26 protein-coding genes and 1 other RNA gene are annotated in these 25478 nt (G+C 71.6%); 18 read left to right on the top strand and 9 right to left on the bottom strand.

Features of this window, described 5'->3' with window-relative positions:
• The first annotated feature begins 171 nt into the window (after window positions 1-171).
• Genes P2F65_RS14985 through P2F65_RS14975 form a run of 3 tightly spaced genes read left to right on the top strand, consistent with a single transcriptional unit; the run spans window position 172 to window position 2596 of the window.
• A complete protein-coding gene (locus tag P2F65_RS14985; RefSeq protein WP_275809363.1) occupies window positions 172-1062 on the top strand; it encodes a hypothetical protein in 891 nt (296 codons plus the stop codon).
• 13 nt (window positions 1063-1075) lie between these two features.
• Window positions 1076-1768, top strand: coding sequence for a class F sortase (locus tag P2F65_RS14980; protein ID WP_275809360.1), 693 nt, complete (start codon window positions 1076-1078; stop codon window positions 1766-1768).
• A 45-nt stretch (window positions 1769-1813) separates the two neighbouring features.
• Window positions 1814-2596: a CAP domain-containing protein gene (locus tag P2F65_RS14975; RefSeq protein WP_275809357.1), complete on the top strand. Its 783-nt coding sequence runs from the start codon at window positions 1814-1816 to the stop codon at window positions 2594-2596.
• A 66-nt stretch (window positions 2597-2662) separates the two neighbouring features.
• On the opposite strand, the gene P2F65_RS14970 is transcribed toward P2F65_RS14975, so the two are convergent.
• The gene (locus P2F65_RS14970; RefSeq protein WP_275809354.1) at window positions 2663-3313 is read right to left on the bottom strand and encodes a fasciclin domain-containing protein; all 651 of its coding nucleotides are present in this window, start codon (window positions 3311-3313) and stop codon (window positions 2663-2665) included.
• A 216-nt stretch (window positions 3314-3529) separates the two neighbouring features.
• On the opposite strand from P2F65_RS14970, the gene ssrA reads away from it, so the two are divergent.
• Together ssrA and P2F65_RS14960 are read left to right on the top strand one after the other, a co-directional pair.
• Window positions 3530-3896, top strand: a transfer-messenger RNA (tmRNA) gene (gene ssrA, locus P2F65_RS14965).
• 138 nt (window positions 3897-4034) lie between these two features.
• Window positions 4035-4892, top strand: a complete 858-nt coding sequence (locus P2F65_RS14960) for a phosphatase PAP2 family protein (protein WP_275809351.1) — start codon at window positions 4035-4037, stop codon at window positions 4890-4892.
• On the opposite strand, the gene P2F65_RS14955 is transcribed toward P2F65_RS14960, so the two are convergent.
• From P2F65_RS14955 to P2F65_RS14945, 3 genes are read right to left on the bottom strand one after another with little or no spacing between them, the layout of a single operon-like run.
• Window positions 4835-5452, bottom strand: coding sequence for a hypothetical protein (locus P2F65_RS14955; protein ID WP_275809348.1), 618 nt, complete (start codon window positions 5450-5452; stop codon window positions 4835-4837). The genes P2F65_RS14960 and P2F65_RS14955 overlap by 58 nt on opposite strands.
• A 7-nt stretch (window positions 5453-5459) precedes the next feature.
• Entirely contained in the window at window positions 5460-5846 is a 387-nt protein-coding gene (gene trxA / locus P2F65_RS14950) for a thioredoxin (RefSeq protein ID WP_275809345.1), read from the bottom strand.
• Window positions 5847-5849: 3 nt separating this feature from the next.
• A complete protein-coding gene (locus P2F65_RS14945) occupies window positions 5850-6515 on the bottom strand; it encodes an SIMPL domain-containing protein (protein WP_275809342.1) in 666 nt (221 codons plus the stop codon).
• Window positions 6516-6635: 120 nt separating this feature from the next.
• Here P2F65_RS14945 and P2F65_RS14940 point away from each other — a divergent pair, with 120 nt between their 5' ends.
• From P2F65_RS14940 to P2F65_RS14925, 4 genes are read left to right on the top strand one after another with little or no spacing between them, the layout of a single operon-like run.
• Window positions 6636-7286 carry a class I SAM-dependent methyltransferase gene (locus tag P2F65_RS14940; RefSeq protein ID WP_275809339.1) on the top strand — a complete coding sequence of 217 codons (651 nt, stop codon included), beginning with the start codon at window positions 6636-6638 and terminating at the stop codon, window positions 7284-7286.
• 45 nt (window positions 7287-7331) lie between these two features.
• Entirely contained in the window at window positions 7332-8807 is a 1476-nt protein-coding gene (locus P2F65_RS14935) for an amino acid permease (protein WP_275809336.1), read from the top strand.
• Between the two features lie 29 nt (window positions 8808-8836).
• Window positions 8837-9385 (top strand): hypothetical protein, encoded by a 549-nt coding sequence (locus tag P2F65_RS14930; protein ID WP_275809333.1) that lies wholly within the window; start codon window positions 8837-8839, stop codon window positions 9383-9385.
• A 17-nt stretch (window positions 9386-9402) separates the two neighbouring features.
• Window positions 9403-10824, top strand: coding sequence for an NAD-dependent malic enzyme (locus tag P2F65_RS14925; protein ID WP_275809330.1), 1422 nt, complete (start codon window positions 9403-9405; stop codon window positions 10822-10824).
• On the opposite strand, the gene P2F65_RS14920 is transcribed toward P2F65_RS14925, so the two are convergent.
• Window positions 10811-11830, bottom strand: a complete 1020-nt coding sequence (locus tag P2F65_RS14920; RefSeq protein WP_275809327.1) for an LLM class flavin-dependent oxidoreductase — start codon at window positions 11828-11830, stop codon at window positions 10811-10813. The genes P2F65_RS14925 and P2F65_RS14920 overlap by 14 nt on opposite strands.
• An 82-nt stretch (window positions 11831-11912) precedes the next feature.
• Between P2F65_RS14920 and P2F65_RS14915 the strand changes: the two genes are divergently transcribed.
• The 7 genes from P2F65_RS14915 to P2F65_RS14885 all read left to right on the top strand — a co-directional run bounded on the left by P2F65_RS14915 (window position 11913) and on the right by P2F65_RS14885 (window position 18895).
• A complete protein-coding gene (locus P2F65_RS14915) occupies window positions 11913-12296 on the top strand; it encodes a VanZ family protein (protein WP_275809324.1) in 384 nt (127 codons plus the stop codon).
• Window positions 12297-12520: 224 nt separating this feature from the next.
• Window positions 12521-14662 (top strand): DEAD/DEAH box helicase, encoded by a 2142-nt coding sequence (locus tag P2F65_RS14910; RefSeq protein WP_275809321.1) that lies wholly within the window; start codon window positions 12521-12523, stop codon window positions 14660-14662.
• Window positions 14663-14752: 90 nt separating this feature from the next.
• The gene (locus tag P2F65_RS14905) at window positions 14753-15313 is read left to right on the top strand and encodes a YqgE/AlgH family protein (RefSeq protein ID WP_275809319.1); all 561 of its coding nucleotides are present in this window, start codon (window positions 14753-14755) and stop codon (window positions 15311-15313) included.
• Between the two features lie 31 nt (window positions 15314-15344).
• A complete protein-coding gene (locus P2F65_RS14900) occupies window positions 15345-15647 on the top strand; it encodes a DUF3039 domain-containing protein (protein ID WP_275809316.1) in 303 nt (100 codons plus the stop codon).
• Window positions 15648-15779: 132 nt separating this feature from the next.
• A complete protein-coding gene (locus P2F65_RS14895) occupies window positions 15780-16727 on the top strand; it encodes a zinc metalloprotease (protein ID WP_275809313.1) in 948 nt (315 codons plus the stop codon).
• Between the two features lie 106 nt (window positions 16728-16833).
• Window positions 16834-18585 (top strand): DEAD/DEAH box helicase, encoded by a 1752-nt coding sequence (locus P2F65_RS14890; RefSeq protein ID WP_275809310.1) that lies wholly within the window; start codon window positions 16834-16836, stop codon window positions 18583-18585.
• Between the two features lie 100 nt (window positions 18586-18685).
• Window positions 18686-18895: a dodecin gene (locus P2F65_RS14885; protein WP_275809307.1), complete on the top strand. Its 210-nt coding sequence runs from the start codon at window positions 18686-18688 to the stop codon at window positions 18893-18895.
• Window positions 18896-18954: 59 nt separating this feature from the next.
• Here the strand turns inward: P2F65_RS14885 and P2F65_RS14880 are convergent, their stop codons facing one another.
• On the bottom strand, window positions 18955-19437 hold the full coding sequence (locus tag P2F65_RS14880; protein WP_275809304.1) for an Lrp/AsnC family transcriptional regulator: 483 nt from the start codon (window positions 19435-19437) through the stop codon (window positions 18955-18957).
• 109 nt (window positions 19438-19546) lie between these two features.
• On the opposite strand from P2F65_RS14880, the gene hppD reads away from it, so the two are divergent.
• On the top strand, window positions 19547-20755 hold the full coding sequence (gene hppD / locus P2F65_RS14875) for a 4-hydroxyphenylpyruvate dioxygenase (protein ID WP_275809301.1): 1209 nt from the start codon (window positions 19547-19549) through the stop codon (window positions 20753-20755).
• A gap of 91 nt (window positions 20756-20846) precedes the next feature.
• Here hppD and P2F65_RS14870 read toward each other — a convergent pair whose 3' ends face one another.
• Window positions 20847-22340, bottom strand: a complete 1494-nt coding sequence (locus tag P2F65_RS14870) for an amino acid permease (RefSeq protein WP_275809298.1) — start codon at window positions 22338-22340, stop codon at window positions 20847-20849.
• Between the two features lie 88 nt (window positions 22341-22428).
• Here P2F65_RS14870 and P2F65_RS14865 point away from each other — a divergent pair, with 88 nt between their 5' ends.
• Entirely contained in the window at window positions 22429-23322 is an 894-nt protein-coding gene (locus tag P2F65_RS14865; RefSeq protein ID WP_275809296.1) for an RDD family protein, read from the top strand.
• Between the two features lie 10 nt (window positions 23323-23332).
• On the opposite strand, the gene fahA is transcribed toward P2F65_RS14865, so the two are convergent.
• Together fahA and P2F65_RS14855 are read right to left on the bottom strand one after the other, a co-directional pair.
• Window positions 23333-24556, bottom strand: a complete 1224-nt coding sequence (fahA, locus tag P2F65_RS14860; RefSeq protein WP_275809293.1) for a fumarylacetoacetase — start codon at window positions 24554-24556, stop codon at window positions 23333-23335.
• The gene (locus tag P2F65_RS14855) at window positions 24557-25435 is read right to left on the bottom strand and encodes a hypothetical protein (RefSeq protein ID WP_275809290.1); all 879 of its coding nucleotides are present in this window, start codon (window positions 25433-25435) and stop codon (window positions 24557-24559) included.
• Between the last annotated feature and the right edge of the window lie 43 nt (window positions 25436-25478).

The following is a 25478-nucleotide window of genomic DNA, read 5'->3' as shown; positions in this document are numbered from 1 at the left end:
CACCCTTCTGTCCTACGCAGATAGCTGCAGGACGCCCTACATCCGATGCGTCTGTGTCTCATCCCTCCGTGGGCAGACGCTGGGCACGGTCAATGGCCACGCCGTGGCCAGGGGCGCGCGGGACGTCGCAGTGGCGCCGCGCCAGCAGCTGTCTAGGAAAAGAGGGGTGCCATGCAGGACTCAAGGGCCACAGCCGTGGTCTACGCGTTCCGTCCCACACGCCCGGCCTTGCTCATCGGGCTGGTGGGACTCATCGCGCTCGTGCTGGGGTTCGTCTCGCCTGCCCAGGCAAGCGGGAACTCCGCACAGGGCGGCAACGACGACAAGCCGTGGATCTGCCACCCCGTCGAGGGCAACGGCGAGCTCGGCAACGGGTGGAACCTGATCGACCCGGACAAGGCTTCCCGTCACATCGACGAGAAGACCGGCAAGGGGATGCACACCCGCAAGGACGGCAGCACCGACCGGTATGCCAAGAAGGTGGACGGCAAGTGGGTCTGCAAGGACCGTGACCACGACGACGATGATGACGACGACGGCAAGGACGACGACAAGCGGTGGGTCTGTCACCCGGTCGAGGGCAAGGGCGAGCTCGGCAACGGGTGGAACCTGATCTACCCGGACGACGCCTCGCGCCACATCGACGAGGAGACCGGCAAGGGGATGCACACCCGCAAGGACGGGCGCACCGACAAGTACGCCAAGAAGGTGGACGGCAAGTGGGTCTGCAAGGACCGTGACCGCGACGACGACGATGACGACGACAAGGAGACGCCGAAGCCCACCGAGACGAGCACGCCGACGCCGAGCACGCCGCCGACGACTCCGGAGAGCCCCGACACCGGCGCCACCCCGCCCGCCACGAGCAGCCCGACCGTGCCCGAGGAGGCTCCGGTCGAGCCCGAGGTGGGAGCACTGCCGCCCAACGTGGTCCCCGCGGCCCAGACGGATGGCGCTGACCTGCAGGGCTCCTACCAGCCGCAGGCTGGGCTCGTCGGCGCCGGTGCCCTGCTGATGCTGGCCGCCGGTCTGCTGTCCCTCCGGCGCCGGGCCACCGAGTAGTCCAGCCCTTGCCGTGAGAGCACGCGTGAAGCGGCGCTACGGCCGCACGGCCGCCGTCACCGTCCTGGTGGCGGCGGCCGTCGCGCTGCTCGGCATCAGCGCGCCTCAGGTGCGCCTGGCCTTCGGGCTGGAGCCGAGCACCTCGGCGCCCGGTCCGGAGCGGGCGGCAGACGAGCTGACCGACGGCCTGGCGGCCGGTTCGGCACCCGCGCCGCCGCAGTCCTTCTCGCGTCCCGCGGACGAGTCGCGCCCGTTCGTGCCGCCGAGCGCGCCACGCCTGCTCGAGGCGCCATCCATCCGGCTGAGGGCGGACGTCACGCCGTACACACCGGCCGAGGTCGCCGCGCAGGGGGGCGCGATCAAACCCTCGACGCTGTGGGACGTCGCGTGGTGGACCGGTGGGGGCACGCCCGGCAGCCACACCGAGAACACCGTCTACCTCTACGGCCACACCTGGAAGGAGCCGGCCGTCTTCAACCGCGTCAAGGAGCTCGAGCGCGGGGACGCGGTCTACGTGACCACGCGCACCGGCCGCCTGCGCTACCTCGTGGACAGCTCCTTCACCGTGCTCAAGACCGACCTCACGAAGACCCCCACCGTGGCGGCCGCGATTCCCGGCCGCCTGCTGCTCCTCGCCTGCTACCGCGCGACGGGGCGCGAGGAGCAGACCACGCGGAATGTCGTCGTCATCGCCCGTCTCGCGTAAGGTGTCGCCCCGTCCGAGGCAAAAGGGACGGTTTGCGAGGTTTGAATGGCACGGCACAGCGCCCACCCGGGTGCCGGTAAGCGACGACTCGTGGGGGCAGCGGCCGTAGCCGCGCTCCTCGTCGGCAGCGGGAGCGCGGTCCTGGCGTTCGGACGCGACGACACCGCTGCGAGCGCCCACCCCAGCCCGGCGACGTCGGCCACCGAGGCGACAGCGGCACCCACGACGACCCCTGCCACCGCGACGCCGACCACCACGAAGGCCACGCCCAAGGCGAGCCCCAAGCCCAAGGCCACCCCTGCGCGCACCACCACTGCGCCGGCCCGGGCTGCCTCGCGGACCACTGCGCCCAAGCCGGTCCAGGCGGCCCCCAAGCCGTCACCGCGGACCACTGCCCCGCGCACCACGAGCGCGCCGAAGCCGTCACCGAAACCGGTCGCAACCTCCAGCGGGGTCGCCTCGCAGGTGCTCGCCCTCGTCAACGACGAACGCGCCAGGGCCGGCTGTGGCGCGCTCTCGAGCAGTTCGACCCTGCAGCGGGCCGCCCAGGGCCACAGCGCCGACATGGCCGCCACCGACTACTTCTCCCACACGAGCCAGGACGGCCGGTCCTTCTCGGACCGCATCCGGGCCGCGGGCTACGGCGGCGGAGCCATCGCGGAGAACATCGCGGCCGGCCAGTCGACCGCCGGCGCGGTCATGAAGAGCTGGATGAACAGCCCCGGCCACCGTGCCAACATCCTCAACTGCTCCTACCGCCAGCTGGGGGTCGGCTACGCCAAGGGTGGCTCGTACGGCCACTACTGGACCCAGGACTTCGGCGGCTGACCGGCCACCCACGCCACTGCGGGCCGCTCCCCAGCCGGGGGAGCGGCCCGCAGTCGTTGCGGTCCGTCAGGGAAGGTCGACAGGGCGCAGGACCTGCGAGATGCCATGGGCGATCTGCCGGTTGCCCTTGTTGATGTTCGGCTGCACGACCTTGGCGTTGCGGTCGTCGCGGTCGGCGTCGACCAGGAACACCCGGTGGTCGCCCCGCACGTCGACGGTGAGCCTGCCGCCCTGGGCCGTCTTGAGCTTCTCGCCGTCGCTGCGCAGCGCCGCGCGGTAGTCGACCGTCGCGCCCGGAACCACGTGGTAGAGCAGGACCGTCTCGACCTTGCTGATGCCCAGCGACGCCACGGCGCCGAACACGTCCTTCTCGCTGTCGTAGCGCTTGCCGGTGATGTCGGTGGCGAGCCGCTCGAACGCCCGGTCGTTGGGAAGGAAAGCCGTCAACGGCACTCGGCCGTCGGCGAGAAGCTTCACCGGGGACTTCGGCTTGGCCTTCAGCACCGCGTGGACGGCGTTGTCGACGATGTCGTAGTCCCACGGGTTGCGGTCGAATCCGGACCCGTCGGCGGCGAGGACCTTCGCCAGGCTCTTGGTCCCCAGGGACTTGTCGTGGTCTGCGCCAGAGTTCGCTGAGGCCGACGTGGCCGTGGCAAGTCCGGCGACGGAGGCGAGGGCCGCGCTGGCGACCACGGCAAGGATGCGGTGACGCGTCATGGTGTTGCTCCTATGGGTGTAGCGGTGCTGCCGGGTCCCTGCTGCGGTCCCGCCAGTTCCGCACCCCGGTGTGTGTCGCACGTGGTTCGGACCGGTCCCGGACACGGATGGGCCTCAGTGGGAATGGATTTGAGCCCGTGAGGTGTTGAGAGGGATACTGTGTGAGCAGCTTGACAAGTGAACAGCGTGATGTGGACACACCCCGTGCGGGAGCATGGGGGTGATCGGTTTCGACATTGGTCGGCATTCCAGGGGAAGCGGGTCGAGGATGCAGGGTCATCTCGTCAACGCCCCCTGCAAACCAATAGGTGCCAATTCCAAGCGCACCGACTTCGCCCTCGCCGCCTGAGCGAGCCTCGAAGTCCGTCAGCCTCGGTTCGCTACTGACCGAGATCCTGGCGTCAGCTAGGTAGCTTGCTGCGCAGTCATGTCGGGGGACTGCGCGGGACTCTCACTCGACTGGGCCTGTCAGAGGACGTGTGCGCGCGAGCTCTGGGGCCGAGAAAATCCTCAGCGCACTGCACCCGGAGAAGCCCTGGTTTCCCGTCAATGGACGCGGGTTCGATTCCCGCCACCTCCACCACAGTGACCACATCACGCTGAGCTCGCGTCTTGGGCCCCACCGGTTTCCGGTGGGGCCCAAGACGTTTCCGTGAGGTTGTGCCGGTCGTTCGGGAAGGGCGTGCCGCGCCGGGTCTGCGGAGGTCGGTGACAATGGGACATGCGACTTCGCGGCGACACCCTCTCCGAGGAGCGGATCGGCCAGCGCGACCTCGCCCAGTGGCGCTCGGAGCCCGGGCGCTGGCTGGTGCGCGTGGCGTTCTCGCTCGCCCGCTGGACGGCCGCGCGCTGGGTCCTCGTCGTCACGGCGGCGATCGGCGGCGTGCTCGTCGTGCTGCTCACGTCCGTCTCGGCCGAGGTCTACGAGGCTGTGACCGAGAACGACGGCGTGGCCGGGCTCGACCAGCCCGTGCTCGAGCAGGCGGTGCGCTGGCGCAGTCCCGGCCTCAACGAGGCGGTCACGGCCTTCACCGACATCGGGGGCGCGGTGGGAATGCCGGTCCTCGTGACCGTGGCCGTGCTCGCCATGGTGCTGCTGTGGCGCTCCTGGACGCCGCTGGTCCTCACCCTGGTGGCGGCGGCCGGGTCGCTGGCCATGACCGTCTCGGGCAAGGAGCTGATCGGCCGGGCCCGCCCGCCGCTGCACCTCGCCGTGCCGCCCTACGAGGAGTCGCCGTCGTTCCCCAGCGGCCACACCCTGAACTCCACCGTCCTCATCGGCCTGCTCGTCTACCTGCTGCTGCGACGGCTCGACAGCGCGCGCGTCCGTGCGGCGGTGCTCGTCGCCGGTGGCGCCTTCGTCGGTGCGATGGGGCTGAGCCGGGTCTTCCTGGGCCACCACTGGCTGACCGACGTCATGGTCGGCTGGACCCTGGGGCTGGCCTGGCTGATCGTGGTGGTAACCGCCCACCGGCTCTTCCTCACCGTGCGACGGGCCCGCGGCGAGGAGGCGGCCGGGGCTCAGGCCAGCTCGGCCGTCCAGGAGTCGCCCGCGCGGGTGAACCCCAACCGCTCGTAGTAGGGGTTGACCATCCCCGGAGGGGTGACGATCCGGCGGAAGCCGCGGCGGGTGAACAGCCCGCTCCTGCGGTAGACGAACTCGCCGGGGGAGAAGTCGCGGAACCGCGGGGTGACGTAGTCGAGGTCGACCTGCGCCACTGCGTCGCCGGCGTCGCGCACCACGACCACGCCCACCGTCTCGTTCCCCTTCTGCACGAGGTATGCCGTGCGGTCACCGCGCGGTGTCGCCTCGCCGAATCGGGGGAAGAAGCGGGCGATGTCGGTGGCGTGCACGCGCAGGAAGTGCTGGAGGTAGGTGTCGTCGGCCGCCACCTCGAGCACCTCGTAGGCCCGTTCGTCGGTGCGGTCGGACAGCAGCCGACGGATGAACCAGACGTTGATGGCCGAGAGCACGACGTTCATCGCGACCATGGGCCAGATCTGCAGGATGGCGTTGAAGACGACGAGGATCAGGCAGGCCAGCAGGTTGAGCACCCGGAAGCGCAGCACGCGCGCCTGCAGGATCGAGAAGACCAGCAGCGCCGAGCCGGCCCAGCCGAGGGCCTGCACCCAGCTCATCGCGCCGTCACGGCTGGGGGGAGCTGGTGTCGCCGTTCTGCTCGGCGGCGATCTCGGCCCGGATGGCCTCCATGTCGAGCCCGCGCACACCCTCGATGACCTGCTGCAGGGCGGAGGCGGGCAGGGCGCCCGGCTGCGCGAAGACGAGGATGCCGTCGCGGAAGGCCATCAGGGTGGGGATCGACGTGATGTTGGCGGCCTGCGCGAGGGCCTGCTCGGCCTCGGTGTCCACCTTGCCGAACACGATGTCGTCGTGCTGCTCCGACGCGGCCTCGAAGACGGGCGCGAACTGGCGGCACGGGCCGCACCACTCTGCCCAGAAGTCCACGAGGACGATCTCCTCGTCAAGGACGGTCTTCTCGAAGTTCTCTGCGGTCAGGGTCGTGCTGGCCATGTGCTACGTCCAATCCCATCGGACCACGACGGTCGCGGTCACCGTGTTCTCTCCCAGCTCCACCGGCAGGGCGCCGGACGAGCCCGCCCGGGCCGCCATGAGCTCGTAGCGGGGCTGGGGCCCACCCTGCACAACATCGGTCAGGGCTGTCACCTTCCCGAGCGTGCGCCCGGCCAGGGCGGCATACTCCTCTGCCTTGGCCTGTGCGTCCTTGAAGGCGGCACGGCGCGCCCGTCGCCGCAGGGGCTCGGGGTCCGACACCTCGAGGGAGATCCGGTCGATGGTGAGCGCGTTGCCTGCCACGCCTGCGAAGGCGTCCACGAGCGCGCCCAGGCGCTCGGGGTCGCGGACGGCGAGCCGCAGGCTCTGGTGGGCCGAGTAGCCGACGACCTCGACCCCGTCGCGGTCGTGCCGCGGCCGCACGCCGGCCCCGGTGGTCTGCACGTCGTGCGTCTCCACGCCGTGGTCGCGCGCCGCCTGCGCGACCGCGGCGGCGCGGGCCCCCGCGTCGGAGAGGGCGGCCCCCACGTCGGGGGCGTCGCAGCGGACGCCGACGTCGAGGCGCACGACGTCGGGCACGGCGCTCGCGACGCCGGAGCCGGTCACCTCGACGCAGACGTCAGGCGGGGTTCCGGCGCCGGTGTCGTTGCTGCCGCTCACGGTGGCCACACGGCACAGACTAGGGCGGGCTCGAGGGGAGCGCCTCGCCACGCCGGCCGGGCGCGTGATGGGATGGGGCGCTGCAAAGGCGCGGCACCGCTGCGTCGAAGGCCCCCGACGAGGAGTTGCATGAACCCCGAGCAGATCGCGCGGTACTGGGACGAGTACGCGGCCGAGTACGACCAGGAGCCCGACCACGGTCTGCTGGACTCGGACACGCGAGCCGCCTGGAAGGACCTGCTGCGGATGTGGCTGCCGCCGCACCCGAGCGACGTCGTCGACCTCGCCTGCGGCACGGGGACGCTGACCGCCCTCGCCGCCGAGCTGGGGCACCGCGTGCGGGCCTACGACCTGTCCGGCGAGATGGTGCGCCGGGCCAGGGCGAAGACGGCCCACTTCGGGTCCGCCGTCGAGGTCCACCAGTCCGATGTCAGCGCCCCGCCGCTCGAGCCGCGCAGCGCGGACGCGGTGCTCGCCCGGCACATCCTGTGGACCCTGCCCGACCCGCACGCGGCCCTTGCCGCCTGGGCGGAGGCACTTCGGCCCGGGGGGCGGCTCGTCCTGGTCGAGGGACGCTGGAGCTCGGTTGGGGACGACAGCTTCGACGACCCCGACCGGATGCCGTGGGCCGGGGGCGTGCGGTCCGCCGACCTGCGGGCCGCGGTCGAGCAGGTTGCCCAGGACGTGCACGTCGTCCAGCTCACCGACCCGGTGCTGTGGGGCCGCGACATCGACGACGAGCGCTACCTGCTGGCGGCCCGGGTGCCGTCCGGGGGCTGACCTGCCCGGTTTGCGTCGTTGGGGTGGTTTCGGGACCCTGCTGGCGTGAGCCATACAGACCAGCACACCGACGTCCACGCGTCCGCGACCGGGAAAGCCGTCCACGGGTCGGCGGCAGGAACCGCCAACGGTGCCTCCTCCCAGCCCCAGGCTGGTGGCCTCGACGCCGGCCTGAAGCCTCGTCACATCACGATGATCTCGATCGCCGGGGTCATCGGCGCGGGCTTGTTCGTCGGGTCCGCCAAGGCCATCGCGACGGCCGGGCCGGCGGTGCTGGTCTCCTACGCGCTGGCCGGCGCCCTGGTCGTCCTCGTGATGCGCATGCTCGGGGAGATGGCGACCGCCCAGCCGGACACGGGTTCCTTCTCGACCTACGCCGACCGGTCGCTGGGCCGCTGGGCCGGGTTCTCGATCGGCTGGCTCTACTGGTGGTTCTGGGTCATCGTCATCCCGGTCGAGGCCACCGCTGGGGCGCTGATCCTGGGTGACTGGTTCCCCGCGGTGCCGCAGTGGGCCTTCGCCCTGGTGGTCACCGCGGTGCTCGTGGGGACGAACCTGCTCAGCGTCGGCAACTACGGCGAGTTCGAGTTCTGGTTCGCCCTGGTGAAGGTCGTGGCCATCGTGGCCTTCATCGCGCTGGGCGTGGCCGCCATCCTCGGCCTGCTGCCCGGATCGCACACGAGCGGCGTCGGCCACCTCTGGCAGGACGGCGGGTTCATGCCCAACGGGCTGGGCTCGGTGTTCGCCGCCATGCTCATCACGATGTTCACCTTCATGGGCACCGAGATCGTGACCATCGCGGCTGCCGAGTCACCCCACCCCGAGAGCGGCATCCGCAAGGCCGTGAACTCGGTGATCTGGCGCATCAGCCTCTTCTACCTCGGCTCGATCTTCGTGGTCGTCTCCCTCGTGGCCTGGAACGCCAAGGGCCTCGCCGCCGGCGACTCCGGCTCCTACCAGTTCACGCTCGAGCAGATGGGCCTCGGCCGGCTCACCACCGTGCTGGAGTTCGTCATCCTCACGGCCGTCGCGTCCTGCCTGAACTCGGCGCTCTACACGGCCTCCCGCATGGCCTTCTCGCTGTCCACCCGCGGTGACGCCCCGGCCTCGTGGTCGCGCACGACCCCCCGCGGCGTCCCCGCGAGCGCGATCATCGCCAGCTCCGTGGTGGGCTTCCTCGGCGTGCTCGGCAACTACATGCTGCCGGAGACGATCTTCGGCTACCTGCTGGCCAGCTCCGGCGCCATCGCGCTGTTCGTCTACCTCGTCATCGCCATGTCGCAGCTGCGCATGCGGCGCCAGCTCGACCGCGAGGGCCACGCGCCGCAGGTGCGCATGTGGCTGTACCCGTGGCTGACCTACTGCACCATCGGCTTCATCGGCGGCGTGCTCCTGCTGATGCTCGTGCAGGAGGGCCACCGCCTCGAGCTGGCCCTGAGCCTGGGCCTCGCCGCCGTCATCGTCGCGGTGGGCGTGACCCGCCACCGAGGCGCACGCGGGAGTGGCCAACCTCGCACCTGAGCGAGCGCCCCGGGTCCACACTGGTCGGCATGGGGCAGGCGGGCGGTCGGGGGACGGGATGGAAGCACGCGCGGGCGGGCGGCGCCCTGGGGCGGCGCCTGCCCGTCGTCGTGCTCCTGCTGCTGCTGGCGCTGTGGCCGCTCACCTACCTCTACTCCTCCGTCGGGCTCGACGTCGACACCGTCGGCGAGGGCCGGGTGGACACCCGGATGTGGAGGGTGCGCTGGCCGGGTGACGGCACGGTCCGGATCGGCTGGATCGACGAGCACCGCAGCGGCGACCCGAACGCGACTGGGGGAGTCGACCTCGGGGCCCTCGTGCTGCAGCCCGCCCGGCCCCCGACGCCGCGCACCGGGGCGAACCGGTGGGGCTTCTGGTGGGAGGACGTCGTCGCGTCGCGGGGAGACAGGCCGAGCGAGGCCGCGCCGCGAGCCGACCGGGTCATGCTGGTCGGCGCCCCGCACTGGGCGCTCGTCCTCGGTGCGCTCGCGCTGGTGGTGGCCACCGCCCGACGGTCGGCCCGGGAGCGCCGCCGACGTGGCCCGTGGCGGGGCGGGATTCGGGCTACCGCGGGGTAGTCGACACAATGGTCGCCATGGCCGCCCTCCCTTCCGTCTCGAACTCCATCACCGTCCGCCTCGTCCTGCCCGCCCGTGCCACCGCCGTCAGCGAGCTGACGGGTGTCATCGAGAAGAGCGGCGGCCTGGTCACCGGTCTCGACGTGACCGCGTCGGGGCCGGACCGGCTGCGCGTCGACGTCACGGCCGCGGCCCGTGACACCGCCCACGCCGACGAGATCGTCGATGCCATGCGCACCGTGCACGGCGTGGAGATCGGGAAGGTCTCGGACCGCACGTTCCTGGCCCACCTCGGCGGCAAGCTCAAGATCGAGTCGAAGGTGCCGATCCGCAACCGCGACGACCTCTCGCTGATCTACACCCCGGGCGTGGCCCGGGTCTGCACGGCCATCGCGGAGAACCCCGCCGACGCGCGGCGGCTCACCATCAAGCGCAACACCGTCGCCGTCGTCACCGACGGCTCGGCGGTCCTCGGGCTCGGCAACATCGGGCCGCTGGCGGCCCTGCCGGTGATGGAGGGCAAGGCCGCGCTGTTCAAGCGGTTCGGCGACATCGACGCGTTCCCGATCTGCCTCGACACCCAGGACACCGAGGAGATCATCCGCACGGTCAAGGCGATCTCCCCGGTCTTCGCCGGCATCAACCTCGAGGACATCTCGGCGCCGCGCTGCTTCGAGATCGAGGCCAGGCTCCGGGAGGAGCTCGACATCCCCGTGTTCCACGACGACCAGCACGGCACCGCCATCGTCGCGCTGGCCGCCCTCGAGAACGCGCTGCGGGTCGTCAAGAAGGACCTCAGGACGGTGCGCATCGTCATGAGCGGCGCCGGTGCCGCGGGAACGGCGATCCTCAAGCTCTTCCTCAAGGCCGGGGCGTCCAACGTGATCGTCGCCGACTACCACGGCATCCTGCACCCCGAGCGCGAGGACATCGCCTCCGGAGAGCACCCCGCGCTGATGTGGTCGGCGACGCACACCAACACCGAGGGCATGCAGGGCAGCCTCAAGGACGCCCTCGTCGGCGCCGACGTCTTCGTGGGTGTCTCCGCACCACACATCCTCACCGGCGACGACATCGCCACGATGAACGACGACGCGATCGTCTTCGCCATGGCCAACCCGGAGCCCGAGGTCGACCCCATCGCGGCGGCGCAGCACGCCACCGTCGTCGCCACCGGCCGCTCGGACTTCGCCAACCAGATCAACAACGTCCTGGTCTTTCCCGGCGTCTTCCGCGGCCTGCTGGACGCCCACTCGACGTCCATCACGGACGACGTCCTGCTGGCGGCAGCCGACGCGCTCGCCGCGGTGGTGCACCCCGACGAGCTCAACCCGGCCTACATCATCCCCAGCGTCTTCCACCCCGACGTGACGAAGGTCGTCGCCGCCGCCGTGGAGGCGGCCGTCCGGGAGGGGGCCGCCCCGGTCATCGCGGGGTGAGCCCGAACTCGCCGGCGAGCAGCTCCAGGCTGCGCAGCTTGGCGGCGTGGTCGGGCGTGGGGCAGACGACGGTGACCTCGTCCGCTCCCGCCTCCTTCGCCAGCGCGGTGAGCCCCTCCCTGACCTGGGCGGGGCTGCCGGCGAAGACGCGTCCCGCGAGGGAGGGTGCCACGCGGGCCCAGTCGTCGCTGCGGCGGAACTCGCGCACCTCCTCGACGGTCGGCCGGGTGGTGTCGCCGCTGCGGATGCGGCGCATGCCCAGGGCCCAGCCCGCCTTGAACTCCTCGGCCACCTCCGGGTCGTCGGTCGCGAGGGCCAGCGCCGAGATGATCACGCGCGGCTCGCTGCCCAGCTCGGACGGCACGAAGCTCTCGCGGTAGGAGCGCAGCGCCGCCACGGCCAGCTCGGGGCTCATGTGGTGGGCGAACACCGTCGTCATGCCGTTGGCGGCGGCAAAGCTCGAGCCCCAGCCGCTCGAGCCGAGCATGAGCAGCTCGGGCTGGGTGTCGACCAGGGGCGTGGCGCGCACCGCGGCGAAGGGGTGCCCGTCGGGCCACCGGTCGGTCAGGAAGGCGATGAGCTCGGCGGCCTGCTGTGGGAAGTCGTCGGCGGTGAGGGCCTCGCGCGAGCGACGCAGCGCGAAGGCGGTGAGCTGGTCGGTGCCGGGCGCGCGCCCGAGGCCGAGGTCGATCCTTCCGGGGTGCAGCATCTCCAGGGTCTTGAACCACTCGGCGACCTTCAGGGGGGAGTGGTTGGGCAGCATGATTCCCGCGGCGCCGACGCGGATGCCGTTCGTGGCGCCGGCGATGTGCGCGATGAGGATCTCGGGCGAGCTGCTGCCGAGGCCGGTGAAGCTGTGGTGCTCGGAGATCCAGAAACGCGAGTAGCCGAGCCGGTCGGCGGCCTGCGCGGTGCGCACCGTGCGCTCGACCGCCGAGGACGCCGGCACACCGGCAGGGATGTCGACGAAGTCCAGCAGGGACAGGGGCAGGGCGGGAGCGCTCACGCCCGGTGACAACAGCGCGCACCGTGTCGGGATTCCGTCGCGCGTTCCGACCAGGCGCAGCCACCACGTAGGGTCGGGGGCCATGAGTGTGCAGGACCTGGGGGAGAGCCGGACGCGGCGGGACGGCCTGCGGCAGCTCTGGCTCCTGCTGTTCGTCCTGGTGGCGGTCGCCCACCTCGCGGCCCTCTACTGGCCGCGGGTGAGCGTGGAGGGCCCGGTCGTCTGGAGCGACAAGGTCGTCCACGTCCTGCTCTTCGCCCTCCCGGCGGCGGCCGGGCTGCTGGCCGGCCTCCGACCGGCATACCTGCTCGTGCCCCTCGCCCTGCACGCCCCGCTCTCGGAGGCGTTGCAGCACTTCGTGCTGCCGAACCGCTCTGGAGACCTCGGCGACGCCGTCGCCGACCTCTCCGGCGTCGTGGTCGGGGTCACGCTCGCCGTGGTCGGGGGCACCCGGCTGCGCTGGTAGACTGGTCGGGCCCAGATCGGCGGCGCTGGCAGCGCCATGTGGCAAGGTCGCCACCGCAGTCGTCGGACATGACTGCTCCCCGAATGCCGAATGGGCCCGCCGGATGACAACTGTCGATCCGGTCCGCCGGGCGCGAAGCGCCTGAGGCTCGTCTACACCGGTCGCCCTCGCCAGGTGGCTCGAGACGTGTCTACCTCGAGTCACCTGAAGTGAGTTGAACACCTGTGCCCAAGAACACCTCCTCCGGCGCGCCCAAGAAGGCCCGCTGGACCCCCTCCCAGAAGGCTGAGGCCAAGCGCGGTCCCAAGAAGCCGCACCGCGGCCAGTCCGCCACCTCCGCCAAGACGGGGTATGCCGGCAAGGCGCCGCGCGCCGAGCGCTCGCCTCGCTGGTCCGACCGCGACGACCGCGCCCCCCGTCGCGAGTTCTCCCGTGACGAGCGTACGCAGCGCTTCGAGCGCGACGACCGGCCCCGCCGGGTCGACCGTGACGGCCGCGAGAGCCGTCCGGCCCGCTCGTGGAACCGTGACGACCGCGCCCCCCGTCGTGAGTTCTCGCGTGACGAGCGCCCGCAGCGCTTCGAGCGCGACGACCGCCCGCGTCGGTTCGACCGTGACGACCGCGCCCCGCGTCGTGAGTTCTCACGTGACGAGCGCCCGCAGCGCTTCGAGCGCGACGACCGCCCGCGTCGGTTCGACCGTGACGACCGCGGCCCGCGTCGTGAGTTCTCGCGTGACGAGCGCCCGCAGCGCTTCGAGCGCGACGACCGCGGCCCGCGTCGTGAGTTCTCACGTGACGAGCGCCCGCAGCGTCGCGATTTCGGCGACCGCGGCCCGCGTCGCGACTTCGGCGACCGCGGCCCGCGTCGCGACTTCGACAACCGCGGCCCCCGTCGCTTCGAGCGCACCGACCGCTTTGACCGCGCACCCCGCGAGGAGTTCGTCGACCCCGAGTCCGAGCGCATGGAGGCCGACACCTGGGTCAAGGCCACCCGCAAGGAGGTCGACGGCCCCGTGTCGGTGACCGAGGACAACGGGTTCGCCGCGATGGGCCTGCCCGAGGCCCTCGTCACGCGCCTGGCCCGTGACGGCATCACAACGCCGTTCCCGATCCAGACCGCGACGATCCCGGACGCCCTGGCCGGCAAGGACGTGCTCGGTCGCGGCCAGACCGGCTCCGGAAAGACGCTCGCGTTCGGCCTGCCGACGCTGGCCCGCCTCGCCGACGGCAACAAGGCGGCCCCGCGCCGTCCGCGCGCCCTCGTCATGGTGCCGACCCGCGAGCTGGCCATGCAGGTCTCCGACGCGCTCGAGCCGCTGGTGCACGTCCTCGGCCTGCGCCACAAGCTCGTCGCCGGTGGCCTGTCGTACACGACGCAGATCAACGCCCTGAACCGCGGCCTCGACCTGCTCATCGCCACCCCGGGCCGGCTCAAGGACCTCCTCGAGCGCGGCGCGGTCGAGCTCGGCGACATCGAGGTCTGCATCCTCGACGAGGCCGACCACATGGCCGACATGGGCTTCATGCCCGAGGTCACCGCGATCCTCGACCAGATGCCTGCAGGCGGCCAGCGGCTGCTCTTCTCGGCCACCCTGGACAACGGGATCGACCAGCTCGTCGACCGCTACCTCACCGACCCGGTGACGCACTCCACCGACGACGCCAAGGCCTCGGTCACGACGATGGAGCACCACGTGCTGCTCATCGACCCGATGCACAAGAAGACGATCACGGCAGAGGTCGCCAACCGCGAGGGCCGCACCGTCGTCTTCGTGCGCACCAAGCTCGGTGCCGACCGTGTCGCCCTCCAGCTGCGCGAGCAGGGCGTCTTCGCCGCCGCGCTGCACGGTGGCCTGAACCAGGGCGCTCGCAACCGGGTGCTCGGCGCGTTCCGCGACGGCACCCTGCCGGTGCTCGTGGCCACCGACGTCGCGGCCCGCGGCATCCACGTCGACGACGTCTCGGTCGTCCTCCAGGTCGACCCGCCGGCCGACCACAAGGACTACCTGCACCGCTCGGGCCGCACGGCGCGCGCCGGCGACAAGGGCACCGTCGTGACCCTGGCGCTGCCGCACCAGCGCAAGGGCATGGAGCGCATGGCCCGCGAGGCCGGCATCGACGCGATGCCGACCAGGGCCGTCCCCGGTGACGAGCGCCTGGCGGCGACCGGCGCCGTGAGCCCCAGCGGCATCCCCGTCCCCGAGGACCAGGTCCGCCGGGTCCTCGAGGGCGAGAAGCGCGGCCGCCGTCCGGGTGGCCCTCGCGACGGCGCCCGGGGCGGGCAGCGCGGCGGCTACCGCGGGCAGGGCGGTCGCCCCGCCCACCGCGGGGAGCGCAGCGGCGGGTTCCGCGGCGCGCGGAGCTGACCCACGGCATACCCTGCGTGCAGCAGGCCGAACGGCCCTTTGTCGGGTGACCCGACGAAGGGCCGTTCGGCTGTCCGCAAGAATGGGCGCGTGGAGAGCGAGTACCTGGCCGGGCGGCTGCTGGTGGCCACCCCCCAGATCGGGGAGGGCGTCTTCCACCGCAGCGTGGTGCTGCTGCTCCACCACGACGCCGACGGCGCCCAGGGCGTGGTGCTGAACCACCCCATGGAGGCGCCGGTCGACGCGGTTCTGCCGATGTGGCAGGAGCACGTGACGCCCCCCGGCGTGCTCTTCGAGGGAGGACCGGTGGGGCTCGACACGGCGCTCGGCCTCGTCACGGTGCCCGGCGACGGTGAGGAGCCCATGGGCGTCAAGCGGCTCTTCGGCAGCGTGGGCCTGGTCGACCTCGACACCCCTCCCGTGCTCGTCGTCCCCGAGATCGCCGGCCTGCGGATCTTCGCCGGGTATGCCGGGTGGTCGCCCGGGCAGCTCGAGGAGGAGGTGGAGACGGGCAGCTGGTACGTCGTGGACGCCGAGGCGCGTGACGCCTTCGCCGACCACCCGCTCGACCTGTGGAAGCGCGTGCTGCGCCGCCAGCGCGACCACCTCGCCCTGGTCTCGACGTTCCCCCCGGACCCGGAGATGAACTAGGAGAGCTCGGGCAGCGCCTAGACTCGGGCGCATGAGCGAGCCGCAGATCCCTCTCGACGACCCGCACGCACCCTCGGCCCAGCCGTCGACCTCGACGGCCGTCATCGAGCGCGAGCAGGTCGAGGAGCAGCTGCAGGAGCCCGGCGACCACGAGCGCTTCTCCCACTACGTGCGCAAGGAGAAGATCCTCGAGAGCGCGCTGTCCGGAGAGCCCGTGACGGCCCTGTGCGGCAAGGTCTGGGTGCCGGGCCGGGACCCGCAGAAGTTCCCCGTCTGCCCGGTCTGCAAGGAGATCTACGACGGCCTGCGGGCTCCGCAGGACGGCGAGGAGTAGGCCCAGCGCTGGCGGACTTTTTACCGAATCCGGGCCTGCTGCAGGCCGATCGGTCGATGAGCGCGGCCTAGCGTCCCTCGGGTGTTCAGCCCGTGCCACACCCCTGGCACGGCGACCCGTGAAAGGACGTCCATGCCAGCACGCTCCCGTCTTGCCCTCTCGAGCCTCCTGCTCGCCGCCGCGGCCCTGGCGGCTCCCGCCGGCGCCCAGGCCGTCACGATGGCCGGCACCGACTCGGTGGCGGCCGACTGCGCGACGCACACCGACAGCGTCACCGCCGGTCGAGGCGCAGCAGCCGCCAAGGACCCGCACGAGCTCACCTCGGCCCAGACCAGGGCGATGGAGGCCGACCTGGCCCGGGCGCTGGCTGCGAAGGGCTACACCAAGGACCCGAACGGCGAGGCCCGCAAGCCGGGCGGTGGTGGCGCCTTCCAGGCGGGGACGGTCAACGTCTACTGGCACGTCATCACCGACGGCACCAACGGCAAGCTCAGCGCGAGCGACATCAGCGGGCAGATGAACGTGCTCAACAGCGCCTACTCCGGCAGCGGCTTCACCTTCACGCTGGTCGGGACCGACACGACCACCAACAGCCAGTGGTACAACCTGCGCAACGGCTCCAAGCAGGAGCGCGACATGAAGCGGGCCCTGCGCAAGGGCACCATGGCCGACCTGAACGTCTACAGCGCCAACCTCCAGGGTGGGCTGCTCGGGTGGGCGACCTTCCCGAAGTCGAGCTACGACGCCATGGACGGGGTGGTCATCCTCGACGAGAGCATCCCCGGCGGCACCGCCGTGCCCTACAACCAGGGCGACACCGCCACGCACGAGGTCGGCCACTGGCTCGGGCTCTACCACACGTTCCAGGGTGGCTGCACCGGCAGCGGCGACTACGTCGACGACACCCCGGCCGAGGCTTCCCCGGCCTACGGCTGCCCGACGGGCCGTGACACCTGCACCGCCACCGGTCTCGACCCGATCCGGAACTTCATGGACTACACCGACGACGCCTGCATGGACACCTTCTCCACGGGCCAGCACGTGCGCATGCAGAACGCCTGGGTGGCCTACCGCGGCTAGCCGGTCGCTGCTCGAATCCTTCTGGGATAGCACACCTTCGGGGCCCCGCCGGTGATGGCGGGGCCCCGGCATGTCGCCCGCCGGATCCGGTTATCGTTGCCGGCCTATGAGTACTGCGGCTGCCTCGAACCTGTCACCAGCGTTCCCGGAGCGGGCCGCCTGGGGGACGGCGTCGAAGCTGCGTGCCTGGCAGGCGGACGCCCTGTCGACCTACCTCGAGCAGGGGCCGCAGGACTTCCTCGCCGTCGCGACGCCCGGCGCCGGCAAGACGACCTACGCGCTGCGGGTGGCCACCGAGCTGCTCGGTCGCGGCGTCGTCAGCGCGGTCACCATCGTGGCCCCGACCGAGCACCTCAAGACGCAGTGGGCCGACGCCGCGGCCCGGGTCGGGATCCACATCGACCCGCGGTTCTCCAACTCCTCGGCCCGGCACAGCCACGAGTACGACGGTGTGGCGCTGACCTACGCCCAGGTGGCCAGCCGACCCTCGCTGCACCGCACCCGCACCGAGGCCGAGCGCACGCTGGTGATCCTCGACGAGATCCACCACGGCGGCGACAACCTCTCCTGGGGCGACGCCATCCGCGAGGCCTTCGAGCCCGCCGTGCGCCGCCTCGCCCTGACCGGCACGCCGTTCCGTTCCGACACCTCCCCGATCCCGTTCGTGCGCTACGAGGAGGACCGGGACGGCATCCGCCGGTCGGCCTCCGACTACACCTACGGGTATGCCGAGGCGTTGCGTGACGGGGTCGTGCGGCCCGTGCTCTTCATGGCCTATGGCGGCGCCATGCGCTGGCGCACCAAGGCCGGCGACGAGATCGCCGCCCGCCTCGGCGAGCCGCTCACCAAGGACGCCATGGCGCAGGCCTGGCGCACCGCTCTCGACCCCAAGGGCGAGTGGATCCCCGCCGTGCTCGCCGCCGCCGACAAGCGGCTGACCGAAGTGCGGCGTGGGGTGCCGGACGCCGGCGCCCTGGTCATCGCCTCCAACCAGACGGCGGCACGGGCCTACGCCAAGATCCTCGAGGGCATCACCGGCAAGAAGCCCACCGTCGTGCTCTCCGACGACGCCGGGGCCTCGGCGAGGATCGAGGAGTTCTCGGCGAGCGACGACCGCTGGATGGTCGCGGTGCGCATGGTCTCCGAGGGCGTCGACGTGCCGCGTCTGTGCGTGGGCGTCTACGCCACCTCCACCTCCACCCCGCTGTTCTTCGCCCAGGCGGTCGGGCGCTTCGTGCGGGCGCGCAAGCGCGGCGAGACGGCTTCGGTGTTCCTGCCGAGCGTGGCCACGATCCTCGAGCACGCGGCTCGGCTCGAGGACGAGCGCGACCACGCCCTCGACCGGCCCAGGACGGCTGACGACGAAGGGTCGATGTGGTCGGAGGAGGACGCGCTCGTCGCCGCCGTCAACCGCACCCTCAAGACCGCGGACATCGACGCGCCCGGCTTCGAGGCCCTCGAGTCCGACGCGCACTTCGACCACGTGCTCTTCGACGCCAAGCAGTTCGGGCTCAACGCCGAGGTCGGCTCCGAGGACGAGCAGGAGTACCTCGGCCTGCCGGGCCTGCTCGAGCCCGACCAGGTCGCGCTGCTGCTGCACGAGCGCCAGGCGGCGCAGAACACCCGGCGGCCCAAGAAGGCGGCCGAACCGGTGGCTGCGCACCGCGCGCTGGCCACGCAGCGCAAGGAGCTCAACAAGCTGGTAGCGGCCTACGCGCGCAAGTCCGGCGCCCCGCACGCGGTGGTGCACACCGACCTGCGGCGGGCCTGCGGGGGACCGGCCCTCGACGAGGCGACGTCCGAGCAGGTGGCCGCACGCATCGAGAAGATCCGGGCCTGGTTCGTCGGCAGGCGCTGATCCTCGGCGCACCCTGCGCACATCCCTCCCGGCCGGAGCCGAGCCCGGCTAGCGTGGTCGTGGCGTCCGGACGGGCGCGGGGAAGACGAGAGGACGGGCCATGGCCAACCACGTGTACGGGATCTCCGAGGTCGTCGGCAGCTCGCCTGAGGGCATCGAGGCCGCGGTGAACAACGCCGTCAACAAGGCGGCGCAGACGGTGCGGCACCTCGACTGGTTCGAGGTCGGCGCCATCCGCGGGCAGCTCGTCGACGGTGCCGTCGCGCACTGGCAGGTGACCGTCAAGCTGGGCTTCCGCATCGAGGACTGACCGCGCGTCGCGGGAGGTGGCGGGCGGCGAGTGCGGGCGCACCGGCCGCTCGGGCCCTGCTAGGAGCCGGAGGCCGCCTCGGCCACGAGCGGCAGGGTGCGGTGGTCGATGCGCGTCGCGAGGGAGATCACGGTCGAGGCCCGGATGACGTGCCGGTCGTCGACCACCTGGTCGATCACCCGCTGCAGGTCGGGGTTGTCGCGCGCCACCACCCGCACCAGCAGGTCGCCGGAGCCGGTGATGGTGTGGGCCTCGAGCACCTCGGGGATCGCCGACAGGTGCTCGACGACGGGGGAGTGGCCCCTGCCCTGGCGGATCTCCAGGGTGCAGAACGCCGACACCGGGTAGCCCATGGCGGCGGGGTCGAGCTGGGGCGCCCACGAGCGGATCACGCCGCGCTCGCCCAGCCGGTCGAGCCGGGCCTGCACGGTGCCTCGGGCGACGCCGAGCTCGCGGGAGGCGCCGAGCACGCCGATCTGTGGCTTCTCGGCGAAGAGGGCCAGCAGTCGGGCGTCGAGCTTGTCCAAGAAGGTCGAGGGCATGAGCAGATTGTCTATGAGAACCGGGGTGGCAGCCAGCACTGTGCGCATTCTGTCCAGCCGAACTTCGCACACTTGCACATGAGTCGGGCGTGACGGCACGCTGCCGCCCATGACTGACACCAGCTTGGACCTGACCCCGCAGGAGCGCGAGGCCAACCTCGACCTCGAGCAGCTCAAGCAGCTCGTCGGCCTCGTCGAGTACGACGAGAGCAAGGACCCGTTCCCCGTGACCGGGTGGGACGCCATCGTCTTCGTCGTCGGCAACGCGACACAGACCGCGCACTACTACCAGTCGGCCTGGGGCATGGAGCTCGTCGCCTACTCCGGCCCGGAGAACGGCCAGCGCGACCACAAGTCCTTCGTGCTGAAGTCCGGCTCGATCCGGTTCGTCATCAACGGCGCCGTGTCGCCGGACAGCCCGCTGATCGCGCACCACGCCAAGCACGGCGACGGCGTCGTCGACATCTCGCTCGAGGTGCCCGACGTCGACAAGTGCATCGAGCAGGCCAAGCGTGCCGGCGCCCGCGTCGTGCGGGAGCCGGAGGACCTCACCGACGAGCACGGCACCGTGCGCATCGCCTCCATCGGCACCTACGGCGAGACCGTGCACACCCTCGTCGACCGCTCGAGGTACACCGGCCCGTACCTGCCCGGCTACGTCGCCAGGGCCTCGACCTATGTCAAGCGCGAGGGCGCGCCGAAGCGCCTGTTCCAGGCCCTCGACCACATCGTCGGCAACGTCGAGCTCGGCAAGATGGACGAGTGGGTCGCCTTCTACAACCGCGTCATGGGCTTCGTGAACATGGCCGAGTTCATCGGCGACGACATCGCCACCGACTACTCGGCGCTGATGTCCAAGGTCGTCGCCAACGGCAACCACCGCGTGAAGTTCCCGCTCAACGAGCCGGCGATCGCGAAGCGGAAGAGCCAGATCGACGAGTACCTCGAGTTCTACAACGGCCCCGGCGCCCAGCACCTCGCGCTCGCCACCGGCGACATCATCCGCACCGTCGACGAGCTGCGCGCCAACGGCATCGAGTTCCTCGACACCCCGGACTCCTACTACGAGGACCCTGAGCTGCGCGCCCGCATCGGCGAGGTGCGCGCGCCGATCGAGGAGCTGAAGAAGCGTGGCATCCTCGTCGACCGCGACGAGGACGGCTACCTGCTGCAGATCTTCACCAAGCCGCTCGGCGACCGCCCCACGGTCTTCTTCGAGATCATCGAGCGACACGGCTCGCTCGGCTTCGGCAAGGGCAACTTCAAGGCCCTCTTCGAGGCCATCGAGCGCGAGCAGGAGAAGCGCGGAAACCTCTGAGCCACAGGCTGTTCCGACAGTCGTCACAGTGCAAGGGCCGGTGCGCCGGGTGGTCACCACCCGGCACACCGGCCCTTGCCGTGGCGTGAGGTCAGGCGGCGGGGACGTCCTCACGGTGCGCGAGCCGGGCGTTGCGGCGGCCGTAGGCGAAGTAGAGCACCACGCCCAGCAGCATCCAGGCGGCGAAGCGCAGCCAGGTCTCGATCGACAGGTTCGTCATCAGGTAGAGGCAGGCGAGCGCCGACAGGACGGGGATGACGGGGGAGAGTGGCACCCGGAAGGGCCGCTCCATGTCCGGCCGGGTGCGGCGCAGGATCGGCACCGCGATCGAGACGATGATGAAGGCGAACAGGGTGCCGATGCTGACGAGGTTGGCCAGCGTGCCCAGCGGCATGAAGCCGGCGAGCACGGCGACCAGGACGATGACGACGGCGGTGATCCGGTAGGGCGTGCCCCACGTGGGGTGCACCTTGGCGATGGCCGGGGGCAGGAGCCGGTCGCGGCCCATCGAGAAGCCGATGCGGCCCATCGCGACGATGTCGACGAGGATCACCGAGGTGAGGCCGGCGACGGCCGCGATGGAGATCAGGGCCGAGGCCCAGCCGGCGCCGACGGCGTCGAAGGCGCTCGCGATCGGTGCGCTCTCGTCGATCTGGCGGTAGTCGACCATGGCGGTGATCACGAACGAGACGCCCATGTAGAGCACGGTGCACAGCCCGAGCGTGCCGAGGAGGCCGAGCGGCAGGTCGCGACGCGGGTTGCGGGTCTCCTCGCCGAGGTTGGCGACGGCCTCGAACCCGGTGTAGGCGAAGAACACGACGGCGGCGGCCGTGAGCACCCCGGCGAACCCGAAGGCCGTCTGCTCGAGGCCGAACAGGGCCTGGCTCAGCGGCTGGGCCAGTCCCGAGACGCTCTCGGCGACCGGCTCCGACGGCGGGACGAACGGGGTCAGGTTGTCGCGGTCGATGAAGAACAGGCCGGCGACCACGACGAACGCACAGATCGCGACCTTGACCACGACGAGCAGGTTGGTCACCCGGGCGCTCTCGCGGATGCCCACCATGGCGACGATGCCCAGGACCAGCACGATGCCGATGGCGCCGACGTTGACCGTGGCCTCCTCCTTGAACAGCGCGGGTGGCAGGTCGAAGAGCGTGGCGAGGTAGCCGGACCAGCCGCGGGCGACCACCGCCGCGCCGAGGGCGAACTCGAGGATGAGGTCCCACCCGATGATCCAGGCGAAGATCTCGCCGATCGTGGCGTAGGCGTAGGTGTAGGCGCTTCCGGCGGTGGGCACCGCTGCCGACATCTCGGCGTAGCACAGGGCGGCCAGCAGGCTCACGAGGCCGGCGATGCCGAAGGAGATGACGACGGCGGGACCTGCGTGGTTCTTGGCCTCCACGCCGGTGAGCGTGAAGATGCCGGTGCCGATGACGATGCCGATGCCGAACCCCATGAGGTCCTTGGCGCCGAGCCTGCGCGTGAGCCGGTGGTGCCCGTGCGGGCCCTCATGTCCGGCGTCGCTGCCCTGGGCCAGCACGTCCTCCACGGGTTTGGTGCGCAAGACGGAGTCACTGCTGCTCATTCCGTCCACGGTAGGTGGGGACATGGGGGATGCACGAACTGGGCAGCCCGTGCGCGGGAGTGTGCGGGCTGCGTGAGAGGCTGGCGCCATGGCGAACCCGCACTCCCCGGGCTGGTACGACGACCCGGAGAACCCGCAGCAGCTGCGGTACTTCGACGGCGTCGTGTGGACCCGGCACACCTCCCCGCGCAGCACCCGCCCGGCGCCCGGCGTGGGCGGCCCGGAGGCCGGCCAGTGGACCGGGCAACCGCCGCAACAGCAGACCGAGCCCGGCTGGCCCGGCCAGCAGCCCCCGCAGCAGCAGGCCCAGCCGGGCTGGCCCGGCCAGCAGCCCCAGCAGTGGCAGGGCCAGCAGCAGTACCCGCCGCCCCCGCAGCCCGGTCCCGGCGGCTGGCACATGCCCCCCGCCCCCACCGTCTACGGCGCGCGGGCCCGCACCCCGGACGGCGAGCCGCTGGCCGGCTGGTGGAAGCGGCTGGCGGCTCGACTCATCGACTGGATCATCGTGTGGGTGCTCTCGCTGCCGCTGACGGGCTACTTCCTCTACCGCGCCTTCGCCGAGCTCTGGCCGGCCATGGAGGACTACGTGCGCGAGGTGGAGTCCGGGAACACCAGCGCGGTGCCGCCCACGGCGACGCCCGAGATGATCAAGTGGCTGGTCGCGTACTCGGTCGTCCTCACCCTCGTCGCGATCGCCTACGAGGTCTTCTTCACGACGCGCAGCGGCGCCACGCCCGGCAAGAAGGCCCTCGGTCTGCGGGTGCGGCTGCGTGAGCGGCCCGGCCCGCTGCCGGTGCAGGCGGCGCTCACGCGCACGGTGATCCCGATCGGCGGCAACCTGGTCTCCAGCCTGCCGCTGCTGAGCCAGCTGGTCGGGCTGCTCCAGGTCGCCGACGGCCTGCTCCCGCTGGTCAACGAGCGCAAGCAGGCCATCCACGACCTGATGGCCAAGACCAACGTGGTCGACACCCGCCAGGTGTAGGAGGCAGGCCCTAGGGCCGCTGACGGGCGGGGCGGATCGTGCCGGTGACCTCGTCGAGGCCGATCCGGCTGCCTCCAGGACCCGGGGCCCAGGCCCGCAGCGTCACGACGTCTCCGTCCTCGAGGAAGGTCCGCGTGGAGCCGTCGTCGAGGCCGATCGGCTCCTGCCCGTTCCAGGAGAGCTCGAGCAGGCTGCCCCGGGTGTCCTTTTCCGGCCCGGAGATCGTGCCGGAGGCGAAGAGGTCGCCGTTGCGCAGGGAGGCGCCGTTCACCGTCAGGTGGGCCAGCATCTGGGTCGGTGACCAGTACATGTCGCGGTACTCGGGCCTGGCCACGACGGTGCCGTTGACGAGCACCTCGTAGTGGATGTCGAGCCCGAAGACGCTGCCCTCGTCGCCGAGCAGGTAGGACAGCGGCTGCGGGTCCTGGCCCGGCAGCGGCACCCGGGCGGCCTCGAGGGCGTCGAGGGTGACCACCCAGGGTGAGATGCTGGTGGCGAAGGACTTGCCGAGGAACGGTCCGAGCGGCACGTACTCCCAGGCTTGGATGTCGCGGGCGCTCCAGTCGTTGAGCAGCGTCACACCGAAGAGGTGGTCGGCCGCCTCCGAGACGTCGACCTGGTCGCCGACCGCCGTCGCGCCGCCGACGACGAAACCGAGCTCGGCCTCGATGTCGAGCCGGATGCTCGGCCCGAACGAGGGCACCGCGTCGGCGGGGGCCTTGCGCTGGCCCTGCGGGCGGACGATCTCGGTGCCGGAGACGACAACCGTGCCGGAACGGCCGTGGTAGCCGATCGGCAGGTGCTTCCAGTTGGGGGTCAGCGCCTCGCCGTCGGGGCGGAAGATGCGCCCGACGTTGGTGGCGTGGTGCTCGCTGGCGTAGAAGTCGACGTAGTCGGCCACCTCGACAGGCAGGTGCATGGTGACCTGCTCGAGCGGCACGAGGTGGGGCTCGACGCAGTCGTGGCGAGCCTCGTTGGTCAGCAGCTCCACCAGCCACGCGCGGGCGCTGGTCCACGCGGAGCGCCCTTCTGCCAGAAAGGCGTTGAGGCTGGGCTGCAGCCAGACCTCGCCCGACTCCATGCCTGCCAGCTCCGCGGCGGCGCCGGCGTCGAGCACCCAGTCGCCGATCCGCACGCCCACCCGCGGCGTGCGGTCCGGCGTCGAGAAGACGCCGTAGGGAAGGTTGCCCAGCCCGTAGGGGTGGTCAGCGGGCAGGTCCAGCCAGGTGGTCACTTACGACTCCTCGACGAGGTGGAGGGCGGACAGTTCGGTGATCGGGTCGGTGACCCCGCAGCAGCCGTATGCCGTGAGCAGGCTGCGCACGCGCGTGCACGCGGCGGGGGCGAGCCCCGCGACGGAGCGCGCCAGCGGGGCGGAGTCGCGCTGCCCCAGCAGGTCGGCGAGGGAGCCGGGTTCGCCACCCTGCGCCGCGGCGTGCACCGCCAACAGCACGTTGAGCAGGCCGTGCTGGTCCTCGCCGTGGCCGTGCACCGTGTGGCTGCCGCGGACGACGTGGTGCAGGCCCCCGGTCAGCTTGAACGGCAGGTCGCGTGCGACAGCGGAGTGGAGGAACGCGGCCAGCTCGTGCTCGTCGGGCCAGTCCCATGAGGGGGTGGCCCCGGTGCGGAACTTCGCGAGCAGCCGGCCGTCGGGCTCGCGACCGGCCTCGGTCGCGATGTCGTCGAGCGCGCGGGCCTGGTCGTCGCCGCGCGGCACCTCGAGCGCCCGGGTGACGTCACCGAGCTCGACGTCGCGCCACTCGGGGGTCCACCCCAGCTCGACCGCGGCGACCTCGACCCGGGGGTGGCCGCTCAGCAGGTGCAGCGCGTCGGTGACGAGGTGCAGCGGGGTGCCCGGCCGTGCGATGAGGCCCACCCGCAGCGGCTCCGCGCCGGGTGGCACCAGCTCCACGAGCTCTCCCGCGCTGGACACCGGCACGAGCAGCGGGCCGACCATCGCGGCATACCAGCTCTGGCGGTGGGCGCGGTGCTCACGCACCGCGTCGGGGAGCGGTGCGAGCCCCGGTGGGAAGACGGCGGCATCGTCGACGAGCCCGGCGAAGAGGGCCGGCTCCGCGCGCGTGGGCGCTGCGGCATCCGACGGCTGTGTCATGCGCGGCAGGCTACTAGGGTGGCGCTCGGGTGGAACCGCCCAC

This window comes from Knoellia sp. p5-6-4 (genome assembly GCF_029222705.1).
Classification (GTDB): Bacteria; Actinomycetota; Actinomycetes; order Actinomycetales; family Dermatophilaceae; genus Pedococcus_A.
This window is presented reverse-complemented; position numbering and strand designations above follow the sequence as displayed.

Bases quoted from the DNA above. Each gene is read 5' to 3' on its own strand.
- P2F65_RS14940 (WP_275809339.1), top strand. From the start codon at position 6,636: ATGAACCCCGAGCAGATCGCGCGGTACTGGGACGAGTACGCGGCCGAG.
- P2F65_RS14885 (WP_275809307.1), top strand. From the start codon at position 18,686: ATGGCCAACCACGTGTACGGGATCTCCGAGGTCGTCGGCAGCTCGCCT.
- P2F65_RS14985 (WP_275809363.1), top strand. From the start codon at position 172: ATGCAGGACTCAAGGGCCACAGCCGTGGTCTACGCGTTCCGTCCCACA.
- P2F65_RS14870 (WP_275809298.1), bottom strand. From the start codon at position 22,340: ATGAGCAGCAGTGACTCCGTCTTGCGCACCAAACCCGTGGAGGACGTG.
- P2F65_RS14955 (WP_275809348.1), bottom strand. From the start codon at position 5,452: ATGAGCTGGGTGCAGGCCCTCGGCTGGGCCGGCTCGGCGCTGCTGGTC.
- P2F65_RS14915 (WP_275809324.1), top strand. From the start codon at position 11,913: ATGAGTGTGCAGGACCTGGGGGAGAGCCGGACGCGGCGGGACGGCCTG.
- P2F65_RS14865 (WP_275809296.1), top strand. From the start codon at position 22,429: ATGGCGAACCCGCACTCCCCGGGCTGGTACGACGACCCGGAGAACCCG.
- P2F65_RS14890 (WP_275809310.1), top strand. From the start codon at position 16,834: ATGAGTACTGCGGCTGCCTCGAACCTGTCACCAGCGTTCCCGGAGCGG.
- P2F65_RS14925 (WP_275809330.1), top strand. From the start codon at position 9,403: ATGGCCGCCCTCCCTTCCGTCTCGAACTCCATCACCGTCCGCCTCGTC.
- P2F65_RS14880 (WP_275809304.1), bottom strand. From the start codon at position 19,437: ATGCCCTCGACCTTCTTGGACAAGCTCGACGCCCGACTGCTGGCCCTC.
- P2F65_RS14895 (WP_275809313.1), top strand. From the start codon at position 15,780: ATGCCAGCACGCTCCCGTCTTGCCCTCTCGAGCCTCCTGCTCGCCGCC.
- P2F65_RS14855 (WP_275809290.1), bottom strand. From the start codon at position 25,435: ATGACACAGCCGTCGGATGCCGCAGCGCCCACGCGCGCGGAGCCGGCC.
- P2F65_RS14975 (WP_275809357.1), top strand. From the start codon at position 1,814: ATGGCACGGCACAGCGCCCACCCGGGTGCCGGTAAGCGACGACTCGTG.
- P2F65_RS14930 (WP_275809333.1), top strand. From the start codon at position 8,837: ATGGGGCAGGCGGGCGGTCGGGGGACGGGATGGAAGCACGCGCGGGCG.
- P2F65_RS14900 (WP_275809316.1), top strand. From the start codon at position 15,345: ATGAGCGAGCCGCAGATCCCTCTCGACGACCCGCACGCACCCTCGGCC.
- P2F65_RS14970 (WP_275809354.1), bottom strand. From the start codon at position 3,313: ATGACGCGTCACCGCATCCTTGCCGTGGTCGCCAGCGCGGCCCTCGCC.
- trxA (WP_275809345.1), bottom strand. From the start codon at position 5,846: ATGGCCAGCACGACCCTGACCGCAGAGAACTTCGAGAAGACCGTCCTT.
- P2F65_RS14960 (WP_275809351.1), top strand. From the start codon at position 4,035: ATGCGACTTCGCGGCGACACCCTCTCCGAGGAGCGGATCGGCCAGCGC.
- hppD (WP_275809301.1), top strand. From the start codon at position 19,547: ATGACTGACACCAGCTTGGACCTGACCCCGCAGGAGCGCGAGGCCAAC.